The organism is Pseudonocardia sp., from assembly GCF_025965585.1.
Taxonomy (GTDB): domain Bacteria; phylum Actinomycetota; class Actinomycetes; order Mycobacteriales; family Pseudonocardiaceae; genus Pseudonocardia.
This window is the reverse complement of the sequence record NZ_JAOPWR010000073.1, coordinates 17,420-31,299: the sequence shown is the minus strand read 5'-3', so window position 1 is coordinate 31,299 and position 13,880 is coordinate 17,420. Positions and strand designations below refer to the sequence as shown.

Genomic DNA, 13,880 nt, shown 5'->3' with positions numbered 1-13,880 from the left:
AGGACGGCCCGGGACCGTGCAACCGGCGGTGCCGGGAACGCGGCCGGTGTGCGTTCGGCCGGTCCGACCCGCCGGGCTCGTTCTGCCGGGAACGCCGCCCGCCACGCCGTGGCGATCTCCGGAACACGAGTACGGATGGCACCGGTCCTGTCGCGTAGCGTGCAGAAACGGTGATCGTCCCGACCGGAGCACGATGGCTCCGCGCGTTCCCGCGCGGTGCGCACGCCCCCGAACGGAGTAGAGAATGACGTTGGACACCGGGATCCCCGCGCCGACCGAGCCGGTCGACTTCGACCTCTCGGCCCGGTACCGAGCGGGGGCCGGCCCCGTCCTGCTGACGGGCGTGCAGGCCATCGCCCGCATGCTCGTGGAGCAGCACGCGGCCGACGCCGCCGCGGGCCTGCGCACGGCGTCGTTCGTCTCCGGCTACCAGGGCAGTCCGCTGGGCGGGCTCGACCAGACCCTCGCGAAGGCCTCCGAGCTGAAGGAGAACGCGGGGCTCACGCTCGTGCCCGGTGTCAACGAGGAGCTGGCCGCCACGTCGGTGTGGGGCAGCCAGGTGGAGGTGCCCGGCCACGAGCGGAACGTCGACGGCGCCGTCGGCGTCTGGTACGGCAAGGCGCCCGGCGTCGACCGCGCGGGCGACCCGCTGCGCCACGGCAACATGTGCGGTGCCCACCCGAAGGGTGGGGTCATCGTGCTCGCGGGCGACGACCCGAGCTGCAAGTCCTCCACCATCCCGTGCATCTCCGAGCGCACGCTCGCGGGCTTCGGGCTACCCGTGCTCTACCCGGGCTCCGCCGAGGAGATCGTGCGCCTGGGCCGCTACGGCGTCGCGATGTCGCGCGCGTCGGGCATGTGGGTGGGCATGAAGATCACCGCCGACGTGGCCGACGGCATCTACACCGTCGACGGCGGCGCCGGGGACGTCGAGATCACCGTGCCGGAGATCGAGTGGGACGGGAAGCCCTGGGAGTACAAGCAGATCCCCATGCTGGTCCCGCCCGCGTCGCTCGAGGCCGAGGCGCAGATGTACGGGCCGCGATGGGCGATGCTGCGCGCGTTCCTGGCGGCCAACCCCATCAACACCGTCGAGGTCGACGCGGATGGTCATGCTGCGTGGCTCGGCATCGTCGCCGGTGGCAAGGCGTTCACCGACGTGCAGCAGGCACTGCGCGACCTCGGGCTCGACGACGACGGCTGTCGCCGCGCGGGCATCAAGCTCCTGCGGCTGGGCATGATCCACCCGCTGGAGCGCGACCTGCTCCGGGACTTCGCCGAGGGCCTCGACACCGTGCTGGTGGTGGAGGAGAAGAGCGCGTTCGTCGAGACGGCGGTGCGCGACGTGCTCTACGGCCTGTCGCCCGCCCCTGCGGTGATCGGCTCCACCGACGGGTCCGGCGCGCCGCTCGTGCCCGTCGCGGGCGAGCTGACCGCCGGGGCGCTGGCCGGGCCGCTGCGCCGGGTGCTGGGGGACCGCGTCGATCTGACGCCCGTGCGCCGCGACCCCCCGAAGCTCGAGCTGCTGCCCGTCAACCGCACGCCGTACTTCTGCTCCGGCTGCCCGCACAACCGCTCGACGATCGTCCCCGAGGGCGCGGTAGCGGGAGGGGGCATCGGCTGCCACGCCATGGTCGCGCTGACCCACCGCCCCGAGAGCGAGGTCAGCTCCCTCACGCAGATGGGCGGCGAGGGCGCGCAGTGGATCGGACAAGCGCCGTTCACCCGTGCCGAGCACATGTTCCAGAACATGGGTGACGGCACGTTCGCCCACTCCGGCCAGCTCGCGGTGCAGGCGTGCATCGCGGCCGGGGTGTCGATCACCTACAAGCTGCTCTACAACCGCGCCGTCGCCATGACCGGCGGGCAGGACGCGTCCGGCGGGCTCGAGGTGCCGCAGCTGACGGCGAAGCTCCTCGCCGAGGGTGTCTCGAAGATCATCGTGTGCGCCGACGAGCCGGAGCGCTACCGCGCGCTGCCGTCCCTGCCCGTGGGCGTCGACCTGTGGCACCGCGACCGCTTCGACGAGGCGCAGAAGGTGCTCGCGTCGGTCGAGGGTGTGTCGGTGCTGGTGTACGACCAGCGCTGCGCCGCGGAGTCGCGGCGGCTGCGCAAGCGCGGCACGCTCGCGATCCGGCCCACCCGAGTGATCATCAACGAGGCGGTCTGCGAGGGCTGCGGTGACTGCGGCGTCAAGAGCAACTGCCTGTCGGTGCAGCCCACCGACACCGAGTTCGGCCGCAAGACCCGCATCGACCAGACCTCCTGCAACACCGACTACTCCTGCCTCGCGGGCGACTGCCCGTCGTTCGTGACGGTGGAGCTGCCTCCCGAGCGGAGCGTAGGCGGAGCGGGTATCGGCGCGGGCTCGTCGTCGACGTCCCGGCCGGACCGCTGCGAACCCCCGCCGGTCCCGGACGTGGCCCGTCCGGCCACGGGTGACGTGTTCCTCGCGGGCATCGGCGGCACCGGCATCGTCACGGTCAACCAGGTGCTCGGCTCGGCCGCCGTCCGCGACGGGCTGGCCGTGCACGGCGTCGACCAGACCGGCCTCTCGCAGAAGGCCGGTCCCGTCACCTCGCACCTGCGCATCGCCGCCGACGCCGCCACGCTCGGCCCGGCCAACCGCGTCGGCGTCGGCACCGTGGGCTGCTACCTCGCGTTCGACGCTCTGGTCGGCGCCGACACCAAGAACCTCGCCTACGCCGACCCGGAGCACACCTTCGGCGTCGTCTCGACGAGCCCGGTGCCGACGGGCGCGATGGTCCGCGACGTCGCGGCCGCCAGGCCGGACGTGCCGGCGCTGGTGGGGCGCATCCGCAGCGTCACCCGCGACGTCGTGACCCTCGACGCGCAGGCGGCGGCCAACGCCCTGTTCGGCGACGCGATGCCGGCCAACCTGCTGGTTGTGGGGGCCGCGTACCAGTCCGGGGCGTTGCCGCTATCGGCCGAGGCCATCGAGTGGGCCATCGAGCTCAACGGCGTGGCCGTGGCCGTCAACACCGCCGCGTTCCGGTGGGGCCGTGTGGCCGTCGCCGACCCGGCCGCTTTCGCCGCCGCCACGGCGTCGTCCACGGCGGCGGTTCCGCCCGCACCGCTCCCGGCGTCGATCTCGCTGCGGGAGCTCGACGGCGAGACCCGCCGCCTGGTGGAGATCCGCGCCGCCCAGCTCGTCGGCTTCCAGAGCGAGCGCACCGCGCGGCGCTACGTCGACGACGTGCTCGCCGTCTGGCGGGCCGAGCGCAGGCTCGGCCAGGACGCCACGTTCAGCGAGGCCGTCGCCCGCGGGCTGTACAAGCTCACCGCGTACAAGGACGAGTACGAGGTGGCGCGGCTGCTGACCGACCCGGCGTTCGAGGCCACCCTGGCCGCGGAGGTCCCGGGCGGGGTCAAGCAGCGCTACCGCCTGCATCCGCCGATGCTCAAGGCCATCGGCCGCGACAAGAAGATCGCGCTGGGGCCGTGGGCCAAGCCCGTGCTCCAGACCCTCGCCCGCGGCAAGGCGCTGCGCGGCACCCCGCTCGACCCCTTCGGCCGCACCGAGATCCGGCGCCTGGAGCGGCAGCTCCGCGACGAGTACCGGGCCATGGTGCTGCGGCTGGCGAGTGGGCTGACGGCGGACTCGTACGCCACCGCCACGGCCGCGGCCGAGGCGGCCGACATGGTGCGCGGCTACGAGGACGTCAAGCTGGCCAACGTCGAGCGCTACCGCGCGCGGCTGGCCGAGCTCGGCGTCGCCTGACGGTCCCGCCGGCACCCGGACGCGGGGATCCACCGGAGCAGCCCGGCCTCGGTGAGATCCTCGGCGCCCGGGTGCTCGGCGTGACCCCCCGGGGGCCCGCGCCCACTATGACCGCCTCCGCGACCGGGCACCGCTGCGACTCGGCAGCCGACGTCATGTGATGTCCGACCCGACCAACCCCACGCTCAGGCCGCCCCACCTACCCGCGAGGGCCCGGTGTGGCGGCTTTTTGCGCACCCCGACACCATCACCCGATAGTGACAACGGTTATCGTTTAACCTCCAATACTGAGGTTGAACGAGGGGAGGCCGGGTGCGCATCGCGTTCGTCGGCAAGGGCGGCAGTGGCAAGACGACGTCGGCGGCGGTGTTCGCGCGGTACCTGGCCGCGCTGGGCCGGCCCGTCCTCGCGATCGACGCCGACATCAACCAACACCTCGGGCAGGCGCTCGGGCACGACGGCCGGGCTCCGCGCGCGCTCGGCACCGACCTGCCGTGGCTCAAGGACCACCTGCGCGGCGCCAACCCGCTGATCGCCTCGGCCGATCAGATGATCAAGACGACGCCGCCGGGCCCGGGCTCGCGGATGCTGGACCTCGACCCGTCCGGCGAGCTGCTCACCCGCTACGCGGCCACCTCCCCGGACGGCGTGCGCTACCTCGTCACCGGCGAGTTCGACGAGGCCGACATCGGCGTCTCCTGCTACCACTCCAAGACCGGCGCGGTGGAGCTCTACCTCAACCACCTCCTCGACGGCCCCGGGGAGTACGTCGTCGTCGACATGACGGCGGGTGCCGACGCGTTCGCGTCCGGGCTGTTCACGCGCTTCGACCTGACGGTGCTGGTCAGCGAGCCGACCCGGCGCGGCGTCGGGGTGTTCCGGCAGTACGCCGAGCACGCCGACGGGCACGGCGTCGCGCTGCGGGTGCTGGGCAACAAGATCGCCGACGACGCCGACGCGGCCTGGCTGCACGAGCAGGTGGGTGACGCACTGGTCGGGTGCGTCGGGCAGTCGGCGTGGGTGCGGGCCGCCGAGCGCGGTGCGGTCGCGCGCGTGACGGACCTGGAGCCGGCCAACGTCGCCGCGTTCGACTCGGTGCTCGCCGCCCTCGACGCCCGCGAGCGGGACTGGGCCGCCTACCACCGGGGCACCGTCGCCTTCCACCTCCGCAACGCCGAGGCCTGGGGCAACCGGGCCGTCGGTACCGACCTCGCCGCCCAGGTCGCCCCCGATTTCGTGCCCGCGCCGGTCACGAGCCCCACCCACTAGGAGGATCCGTATGTCGCTCGACGTCCCCACCGCTGTTCTGGCCTCGGCCGAGCGCCGCGAGCTGGACGACGCGCAGTTCGTCGCCGTCGTCCGTGACTCGCTGCCCTACGCCTGGGACGTGATCTCCGCGGCGGCCGACGACCAGGCGCCCGGCAAGCCCTTCGGCGAGCACGAGGTGCCGCCGCCGTCCGAGAAGGAGCGCGGTCAGCTGCTGCGTGCCATGGCCAGCAACGCGATCCGCGCCGCGCTGGAGCGGCACTTCGGTGTGGTGCTGGCGTTCCAGAACTGCCATCGGGTGGCGGCGTTCGCCCCCTCGGCCGTCGACGGCGACGTGTACCGCGAGTTCGTCAGCCCGCGCGGCCAGGTGCTCAACCAGAGCCCGGAGCTGCGCGACTGCTGATCGCGGCAGACGCAGAACGACCCCGGTGCAGCGTGCACCGGGGTCGTTCGCCGTTCGGGTGCCTACTCGGCGAGCAGGCGGTAGATGGTCTTGCGGGCCTCGGTCAGCGCCTCGGTGGCCGCGGTGATCTGCTCCGGCGTGCCGGCTCCGATCACCTGCTGTGCCGCCGCGTGCAGCTGACCCAGCTGCTCCCACAGGCCGGCGGCCTCGTCGTCGGCGTCGTGGCCGACCGACGCCCAGACGGCGTCGAGCTCCGCGCGGTGCTCGGCGACGTAGGTGGTGCCGGCCTCGGTGAGGCTGACGACCCGGCGGCCCTCGGTCTTCTCGATCGTGACCAGGCCCTCGTCCTCCAGCTGCGACAGGGTCGGGTAGACCGAGCCGGGGCTGGGACGCCAGGCGCCGGCGGAACGCTCGGCGATCTCCTGGATGATCTCGTAGCCGTGGCGCGGTTGCTCCGCCACCAGGGCGAGCACGGCGGCGCGGATGTCACCGCGGGCCGTGCGACGGCCGCGGCCGCGACCGCGCGGGCCGGGGAAGCCACGGCCGAAGCCGGGGGGCATGCCCGGGCCGAAGCCCGGACCGAAGGGTGGACGTCCGCGCCGGGCGCGCCGTCCCGGGCCGCCGCGGTGACCGCGGGGTCCCTCGTTCTCGTCGTCCACCGGGCCCGCGAAGGGCAGGGCGGACGGGTTGTCCGTCGCCGCGGCCATCGGGCCGAACGGCGGGCGGGGCCGGCCGTGCCGGCGGCGGTGTCCTGGGAACGGGCCCGCGAACGGACCGCTCCACGGTGATTCCCACGGGGGGTTCATGGCAGTCATGGTCGATGTCTCCTCAGACGTTGCGAGCCTCCTGCTCCGATAGCACTGAGTAGCTCGTGTGCCATCACGATATATCGCGATAAGTCAGATAGCGATATGATGTGGGTCACATCGACGAGGTTAGTCCTCGTGCCAGCGCGGCGACGTGGTACGGGGCGGCGTCAGCAGGGCGGGAACGCGCACGAGATGCGGGCCGCCCGAGGCCACGGCCGCGATCAGGGCCTTCTCCAGGCCGACCCCGACGGACGGGACGTTCGTGGCCGGGAGCCCGAAGGCCGTTGCGAGCGCGACGAAGTCCGGAGTGGTCAGGTCGACGCCCACCTCCGCGTCGCCCGCGCGGACCTGGTCGTAGCGCAGCATCCCGTACCCGCCGTCGTCCACGACGAGGACGGTGACGGGCAGCCGCTCCTGCACGAGGGTGGCCAGCTCGCCCAACCCCATCGCGAGCCCGCCGTCGCCGCACACGGCGATCACCGGGTGCCCGGCCGCGGCCGCGCCGATCGCCGCGGGTAGCCCGAAGCCGAGCGTGCCCCAGCCGACGGGGTACGCGACGCGGCGCGGGCCCGGCACTGTCGCGTAGCCGCCCACCCAGTACCCGGCCACGGCCATGTCGCACACCAGCACGGCGTCGTCGGCCGAGTCCCGGGCGGCCTCCACGGCCTCGACCAGCGCGATCGCCTCGGCTGTCGCGGGATCCGCGGCGATCCGGGCGAGCACCTGCCCACGCAGGCCGGGCGGGGCCCACGCCGGTCTCGCGGGCAGGCGGTCGCGCAGCCCGCGCATCGCGCTGCCGAGCGTGCCGGTGACGGCGACGTCGGCCGGCCACTCGGGCACGTCGCGGCGCAGGGCCGGCTCGAGCGTGACGAGCTCGGGCGGCCGCGGCATCGTCCAGTTGCGGGTGTTCATGCCGTCGAGGTCGCCGCCGACCGCGAGCAGCACGTCGGCCGCGCCGATCAGCGCCGCCACCTCGGGCTCGTGCGGCGGCAGCCCGACCGCCACCGGATGGCCGGTGGGCGGGCAGCCCCGGCCCTGGTAGCTCGTGACGACGGGCGCCCCGAGGTGCTCGGCCAGCACCGCGAGCGACGGTTCCACGTCCACCGCTCCGCCCCCGGCCCAGATCACGACCCGCGCGTCGGCCAGCACGGCGGCCGCGGCGTCGAGGTCGGAGTCGGCGGGCTCCATCTCGTGCCAGACGGCGCCGCGCCCGGGCCGCAGCGGCACGGCGTCGTGGCCCAGCACGTCGGCGGGGACGTCCATGTAGACGGGGCCGCGCGGGTGCGTCATCGCGCAGGCGATCGCGCCGTCGAGGGACTCCGCCACCTCCTCCGCGGTGCGCGGCGTGAACACGGCCTTGGCCAGCGGCGCGAACATGCCGGCCTGGTCGCGCGACTCGTGCAGCACCCCGCGCAGCCGCCCGTCCCGGCGCAGCGTCTGCGGGATCTCCGACGCGACGAGCAGCACCGGCGACCCGACCGACGCGGCCTCGCCGAACGCCGCGAGCGCGTTGGCGGCACCGGGCCCGGTGGTGACGACGGCCGCGCCGAGCCGTCCGGTGGCGCGTGCCCACCCGTCGGCCGCGTAGACGGCGGCCTGCTCGTGCCGGACCACGAGCGGCGCCTGCGGCACGTCCTTCCAGAACGCGAGGTTGTGCACCCCCGGCAGGCCGAACACGGTGGTGGCACCGTGCACGGCAACGGCGTCCAGTACGGACCGGGCCACGCTCGCGCTCGCCGCGCCACTCGTCATCGGGCAGACCCTAGTGGCGGTGGCCGCAGACATTCACCGGTTCTCACGGGCCCGGGCCGCCGCTGAACCGGTGCCGAGGTCAGGGCGTGCCCGTGCGCAGCACCCGGGAGAGCCCCAGCGCCGCGGTCCGGACGGCCGGGGCGAGGCGCTCGGTGTCGAGCCGGTTGGCCCAGCCGGTGATCGAGATCGCGGCCACCGCGTCCCCGCTCCCGTCGAGGACGGGGGCCGCGACGCACGCGATGCCGACCGTCGACTCCTCGTGCTCCTCGGCCACCCCGCGCTCGCGGATGCGGGCGAGGTCCTGGTCGAGCAGTCCGGGCGCGACGACGGTGCGCGGCGTGCGGCGGACCAGCCCGGCGGCGACCACCGCGGCCAGCCGCTCCGGCGGTGAGAACGCGAGCAGCGCCTTGCCGACGCCGGTGCAGTAGGCGGGCATCCGGCCTCCGACGCGCGAGTTCACGCGCGGCCCGCGGCGACCGGCGAGCTTCTGCACATAGACGACGTCGGTGCCGTCGGGCACGGCGAGGTGCACGGTCTCGTGGGTGGCCTCGAAGAGGTCGGCGAGGAACGGGGCAGCAGCCTCGCGCAGTCCGCGCTGCAGGGGCGCGAGCTGGCCGAGCTCGAACAGCGCCATCCCGAGCCGGATGCCGTCGGGCGTCCGCTCCACGACGTTCCACGTGGCCAGCTCCGCGAGCAGGCGGTGGGCGGTGGGCTTGGGGATGCCGGTGCGGCGGGTGAGCTCGGCGAGCGTCAGCTCCGTGTCGCCGGGCCGGAACGCGGTGAGCAGTGTGAGCGCACGACCCAGCACAGAGTTGGGGACGTCTCGCTCACCGGAACGCACCGGCCCATGGTGGCCCCGGATGCGGGCCCGGTCCACCGGCACTCCCGTCGGAACCCGGCGACGGGCGTGCTCCTCGGCGTCCGCGCGACGCATACGTTTCGCTGACCGGAACGTGGACGTTCCGCTCCCGCCAACCGGCCGCCACGCTCGACGGCATGAGCACCGAGAGAGTGCCGGCCGCGATCGTCGGGCCGGGGAACATCGGCACGGACCTGCTGGCCAAGCTGCAGCGCAGCAGTGCCATCGAGGTCGCCTACATGGTCGGCGTCGTCGAGTCCGACGGTTTGGCGCGCGCCCGCGACAAGGGCATCGCCGCCTCGGCCGAGGGCGTGGACTGGCTGATGCGCCAGGATCCCCTCCCTCAGATCGTCTTCGAGGCCACCTCGGCGAAGGCCCACATCGCCAACGCCCCGCGCTATGCGGAGGCCGGCATCCAGGCTGTGGACCTCACGCCCGCGCACCTCGGGCCGATGGTCTGCCCGCCGGTGAACCTCCGCGACCACATCGCCGCGCCCAACGTCTCGATGATCACCTGCGGTGGCCAGGCGACGATCCCGATGGTGCACGCGGTCTCGCGGATCACGCCGGTGCCCTACGCGGAGATCGTCGCGTCGGTGGCCTCGCGCGGCGCCGGGCCGGGCACGCGCGCCAACATCGACGAGTTCACCCACACCACGTCGCAGGCCGTGGCCGAGGTCGGTGGCGCGGCGCGGGGCAAGGCGATCATCATCCTCAACCCCGTCGAGCCGCCGATGATCATGCGCGACACGGTGTTCTGCATGATCGGCCCGGACGCCGACCGCGACGCGATCAGCGCGTCGATCCACGAGATGGCCGTGGAGGTCCAGCAGTACGTGCCCGGCTACACGTTGCGCGCCGAGCCGCAGTTCGACGAGCCCCGCGACAACTGGTCGGGCAACGGCCGCGTCGCGGTGTTCCTCGAGGTCAAGGGCAACGGCGACTACCTGCCCGAGTACGCGGGCAACCTCGACATCATGACCGCCGCGGCCGCCCGCGTGGGCGAGCTGATGGCCCAGGCGAAGCTGGGAGCCTCCGCATGAGTGACATGCCGACCATCCGCAACGACGTCCGGATCACCGACACCACGCTGCGCGACGGCAGCCACGCGATGGCCCACCAGTTCACCGAGGGCCAGGTGCGCGCCACCGTGCACGCGTTGGACGGGGCGGGTGTGGAGGTCATCGAGGTGACCCACGGCGACGGCCTGGGCGGCTCGTCGTTCAACTACGGCTTCTCCGCCGAGGACGAGATCAAGCTGATCGCCGCCGCCGTCGACGAGGCCACGCAGGCCGAGATCGCGGTGCTGCTGGTGCCCGGCATCGGTACCCGCGACGACCTGCAGCGAGCCTTCGACGCAGGTGCCCGCGTGGCGCGCATGGCCACCCACTGCACGGAGGCCGACGTCTCCATCCAGCACTTCGGGCTGGCCCGTGAGCTGGGCATGGAGACCGTCGGGTTCCTCATGATGGCGCACAAGACCACTCCCGAGGAGCTCGCCGGGCAGGCCCGGATCATGGTCGACGCGGGTGCGCAGTGCGTCTACTGCGTCGACTCGGCCGGGGCGCTCGTGCTCGACACCGCCCAGGTGCGCGTCGAGGCGCTGGTGCGGGAGATCGGCCACCAGGCGCAGGTCGGCTTCCACGGCCACCAGAACCTCTCGATGGGCGTCGCCAACTCGGTGCTGGCCTACAACAACGGGGCCAAGCAGATCGACGGCGCGCTGTGCGCGCTGGGCGCGGGCGCGGGCAACGCGCCCACAGAGGTGCTCGCGGCCACGTTCGACAAGCTCGAGATCGCCACCGGCGTCGACGTGCCGGGCGTGCTGGCCGCCGCGGAGGACGTGGTCAAGCCGTTCATCCCGCGCTGGCCCTCGATGGACCGCAACGCCATCGTGCAGGGCTACGCGGGCGTCTACTCGAGCTTCCTGCTGCACGCCGAGCGCGCGTCCGAGCGCTACGGCATCCCGGCCTACGACATCCTCGCCCGCGTCGGCGAGCTCGGGTACGTCGGTGGCCAGGAGGACATGATCATCGACGTGGCGATCGAGCTGGCGACGAAGAAGGCCGAGGCCAAGTGATGGAGTTCTTCGGACACGTCATCGACGGCAAGGAGCGCGAGAGCCTCGACGGCAGGCGCTTCGACTCGATCGATCCCTATACGCAGGAGCCCTGGGCGCAGGTCGCTCTGGGCGGCGCGCCCGAGGCCGACCTGGCCGTGACGGCCGCGCGCAAGGCGTTCGACGAGGGCCCCTGGCCGCGGATGGGCTTCGCCGAGCGGGGCGCGCTGATCCACAGGTTCGCCGACCTGATCGTCGAGCACAGCGACGAGCTGGCCATGGCCGACACTCGGGACATGGGCAAGCCGATCAGCGACGCCAAGGGGAAGGACGTGCCGCGCGCGGCGCAGAACTTCCGCTTCTTCGCCGACCACGCCCGCCTGGCGATGGCCGAAGCGCTGCCGATGGACACCGGCCACCACGCCTACACCCGCTATGAGCCCGCGGGCGTCGTCGCGGCGGTGGCGCCGTGGAACTTCCCGTTGATGCTGGAGAGCTGGAAGGTCGCGCCGGCGCTGGCCTGGGGCAACACGATCGTCCTCAAGCCCGCGGAGGACACCCCCGCATCCGCGACGATCATGGCGCGGCTCGCGCTGGAGGCGGGCATCCCGGCGGGCGTGCTCAACGTCCTGCACGGCTACGGCCCGGACTCCGCCGGCTCGGCGCTCACCGAGGACCCCCGCGTCGACCGGATCACGTTCACCGGTGAGTCGGGCACCGGTCGCATCATCACCGGCGCGGCGGCGAAGAACCTCACGCCCGTCAGCCTGGAACTGGGTGGCAAGGGCGCCAACCTGGTGTTCGCCGACGCCGACCTCGACTCCGCCGTCGACTGGTCGATCAAGGCGATCTTCACCAACGCCGGGCAGGTGTGCCTCGCGGGCTCCCGGCTCTACGTCGAGCGCGGGGTCCTGGAGGAGTTCCTCGAGCGGTTCGTCGCCGCGGCGGAGGCGCTGGTGATCGGCGACCCGAAGGACCCGGCCACGCAGCTGGGCCCGCTGGCGTCGCAGGAGCACTACACCAAGGTCACCGGCTACCTGGAGACCCCGGCAGGGAAGGTGCTCACCGGCGGGCTGGGGGAGGGCTGGGTCGTCAAGCCGACGGTCGTCGTCGACGCCCCCGCCGACTCGCCGATCCAGTGCGAGGAGATCTTCGGCCCGGTCGTGACCGTCACGCCGTTCGACTCCGAGGCCGAGGCGGTCACGGCGGCCAACGACTCGCCCTACGGCCTCAACGCGATGATCTTCACGGAGAACCTGTCGCGGGCCCACCGCGTCGCCGCGCAGCTGCGCGCAGGGACGATCTGGACCAACTGCTTCTTCATCCGGGACCTGCGCGCGCCCTTCGGCGGCTTCGCCGACTCGGGTTGGGGCCGGGAGGGCGGCAACTTCAGCCGCGAGTTCTTCACCGAACCCAAGGCCGTGGTGATGGCGATCAAGAATTAGCGACGGTTCTTCACCGATCGGTGCATGGCCGTGGTGATGGCGATCAAGCAGTAGGCGAGTGGCGCGCCCCCGCCCCACGCGCGCGTTCCCGCCCTACGCGCGCGCAGCTACGCACGCGCTGGTGACCCGACGCGCGTGCAGGGGCGGACGCCGTCACGCCCGTCGTCGCAGCGCGAAGGACGGACGGATCGCAGATCCGGCGGATAGGGTGGTGCCCGTGGCTGACGACGGGATGGCCCTGCGGGTCGAGGCGCTGGAGATGATCCTCGTCGAGAAGGGCTACGTCGATCCGGCCGCGCTCGAGAAGATCATCACCACGTACGAGCACGATGTCGGGCCGCGCAACGGGGCCCGCGTCGTCGCCCGGTCCTGGACGGACCCGGCCTACCGCGAGCGGCTGCGCGCCGACGCCACCGCGGCCATCGCCGAGCTGGGCTACGGCGGGCGGCAGGGCGAGCACATGGTGGCGCTGGAGAACACGCCCGAGCAGCACCACGTCGTGGTCTGCACGCTGTGCTCCTGCTATCCGTGGCCGGTGCTCGGGCTGCCGCCCACCTGGTACAAGTCGGCGGCGTACCGCTCGCGCGTGGTGCTCGACCCCCGCTCCGTGCTCGCCGACTTCGGCGTCACGCTGCCCGCGTCCACGCGGGTGACGGTGCACGACTCCACCGCCGAGGTCCGCTACCTCGTCGTGCCGATGCGCCCGGCCGGCACCGAGCACCTCGACGAGGACGCACTCGCCGCGCTCGTCACCCGCGACTCCATGATCGGGTGCGGTCTGTTGTGAACAGTGCCGCCGACCTCGGCGGGATGATGGGCTTCGGCCCGGTCGTCCCGGAGCCCGAGGGTGAGTACTTCCACGCCGACTGGGAACGTCGCGCACTCGCGCTGACCCTCGCGATCGGTGCCGCCGGGCGCTGGAGCATCGACGCGGGCAGGCACGCGCGGGAGAGCCTGCACCCCGCCGAGTACCTGACGTCGAGCTACTACGCGATCTGGGTGAAGGCCCTCGAACGCCTGCTCGTGGCCACCGAGCTCGTCGACGCCGACGAGATCGCCCAGCGCCGCGTGCTCACCCCCGGGGTCCCGGTGCGGGCGTGGTCGGCCACCGACGCCGAGAAGGCCCTCGCCGCGGGCAGTCCGTACGACCGTCCCGCCCAGGGCCCGGCGCGCTTCGCGGTCGGCGACGCGGTGCGCACCCGTGTGGTGCACCCCACCGGCCACACCCGGCTGCCCCGCTACGCCCGCGGGAAGACCGGTGTCGTCGAGCGGGTGCACGGCGCGCACGTCCTGCCCGACGCCCACGCGCACGGCGCGGGTGAGCAGCCGCAGTGGCTCTACACCGTCCGGTTCGACGGCCGGGAGCTCTGGGGCGCGGCCGCCGCGCCGGACCTGAACGTGACGATCGAGGCCTGGGAGGGCCACCTCGACCCGGTATGAGTTGTCCGTCCTGTGTGGACATCCCGTTCACATGCTCCTGACAGAACGGCCACAGCCCGTTGACGGGTGGGGGCGACATGGTGGTCCTCGGCGCACGGAAGCGCC

At 73.2% G+C, this 13,880-nt stretch carries 11 protein-coding genes; 8 read left to right on the top strand and 3 right to left on the bottom strand.

The window, feature by feature from the left end:
- Positions 1 to 244: 244 nt before the first annotated feature.
- The 3 genes from JWR81_RS04745 to JWR81_RS04735 all read left to right on the top strand — a co-directional run bounded on the left by JWR81_RS04745 (position 245) and on the right by JWR81_RS04735 (position 5,411).
- Entirely contained in the window at positions 245 to 3,742 is a 3,498-nt protein-coding gene (locus tag JWR81_RS04745; protein WP_297646966.1) for an indolepyruvate ferredoxin oxidoreductase family protein, read from the top strand.
- A gap of 312 nt (positions 3,743 to 4,054) precedes the next feature.
- Positions 4,055 to 5,011 (top strand): ATP-binding protein, encoded by a 957-nt coding sequence (locus JWR81_RS04740; protein ID WP_297646964.1) that lies wholly within the window; start codon positions 4,055 to 4,057, stop codon positions 5,009 to 5,011.
- 10 nt (positions 5,012 to 5,021) lie between these two features.
- Complete coding sequence (locus tag JWR81_RS04735) at positions 5,022 to 5,411, top strand: SCO5389 family protein (protein ID WP_297646961.1); 390 nt, start codon at positions 5,022 to 5,024, stop codon at positions 5,409 to 5,411.
- Between the two features lie 62 nt (positions 5,412 to 5,473).
- Here JWR81_RS04735 and JWR81_RS04730 read toward each other — a convergent pair whose 3' ends face one another.
- The 3 genes from JWR81_RS04730 to JWR81_RS04720 all read right to left on the bottom strand — a co-directional run bounded on the left by JWR81_RS04730 (position 5,474) and on the right by JWR81_RS04720 (position 8,813).
- Positions 5,474 to 6,118, bottom strand: a complete 645-nt coding sequence (locus JWR81_RS04730) for a PadR family transcriptional regulator (RefSeq protein WP_297646959.1) — start codon at positions 6,116 to 6,118, stop codon at positions 5,474 to 5,476.
- A gap of 228 nt (positions 6,119 to 6,346) precedes the next feature.
- Positions 6,347 to 7,972 carry a thiamine pyrophosphate-binding protein gene (locus tag JWR81_RS04725; protein ID WP_297646957.1) on the bottom strand — a complete coding sequence of 542 codons (1,626 nt, stop codon included), beginning with the start codon at positions 7,970 to 7,972 and terminating at the stop codon, positions 6,347 to 6,349.
- 79 nt (positions 7,973 to 8,051) lie between these two features.
- Positions 8,052 to 8,813, bottom strand: coding sequence for an IclR family transcriptional regulator (locus JWR81_RS04720; protein WP_297646955.1), 762 nt, complete (start codon positions 8,811 to 8,813; stop codon positions 8,052 to 8,054).
- Positions 8,814 to 8,968: 155 nt separating this feature from the next.
- Here JWR81_RS04720 and JWR81_RS04715 point away from each other — a divergent pair, with 155 nt between their 5' ends.
- The 5 genes from JWR81_RS04715 (at position 8,969) to nthB (ending at position 13,775) form a co-directional block, all read left to right on the top strand.
- On the top strand, positions 8,969 to 9,874 hold the full coding sequence (locus JWR81_RS04715; protein ID WP_297646953.1) for an acetaldehyde dehydrogenase (acetylating): 906 nt from the start codon (positions 8,969 to 8,971) through the stop codon (positions 9,872 to 9,874).
- Positions 9,871 to 10,911: a 4-hydroxy-2-oxovalerate aldolase gene (dmpG, locus tag JWR81_RS04710; protein WP_297646951.1), complete on the top strand. Its 1,041-nt coding sequence runs from the start codon at positions 9,871 to 9,873 to the stop codon at positions 10,909 to 10,911. Before JWR81_RS04715 ends, dmpG begins: the two co-directional genes overlap by 4 nt.
- Positions 10,911 to 12,335, top strand: coding sequence for an aldehyde dehydrogenase (locus JWR81_RS04705; RefSeq protein WP_297646948.1), 1,425 nt, complete (start codon positions 10,911 to 10,913; stop codon positions 12,333 to 12,335). The genes dmpG and JWR81_RS04705 overlap by 1 nt, the downstream gene beginning before the upstream one ends.
- A 232-nt stretch (positions 12,336 to 12,567) precedes the next feature.
- The gene (gene nthA / locus JWR81_RS04700; protein WP_297647017.1) at positions 12,568 to 13,122 is read left to right on the top strand and encodes a nitrile hydratase subunit alpha; all 555 of its coding nucleotides are present in this window, start codon (positions 12,568 to 12,570) and stop codon (positions 13,120 to 13,122) included.
- On the top strand, positions 13,107 to 13,775 hold the full coding sequence (gene nthB, locus JWR81_RS04695; protein WP_297646947.1) for a nitrile hydratase subunit beta: 669 nt from the start codon (positions 13,107 to 13,109) through the stop codon (positions 13,773 to 13,775). Before nthA ends, nthB begins: the two co-directional genes overlap by 16 nt.
- The last annotated feature ends 105 nt before the right edge of the window (positions 13,776 to 13,880 follow it).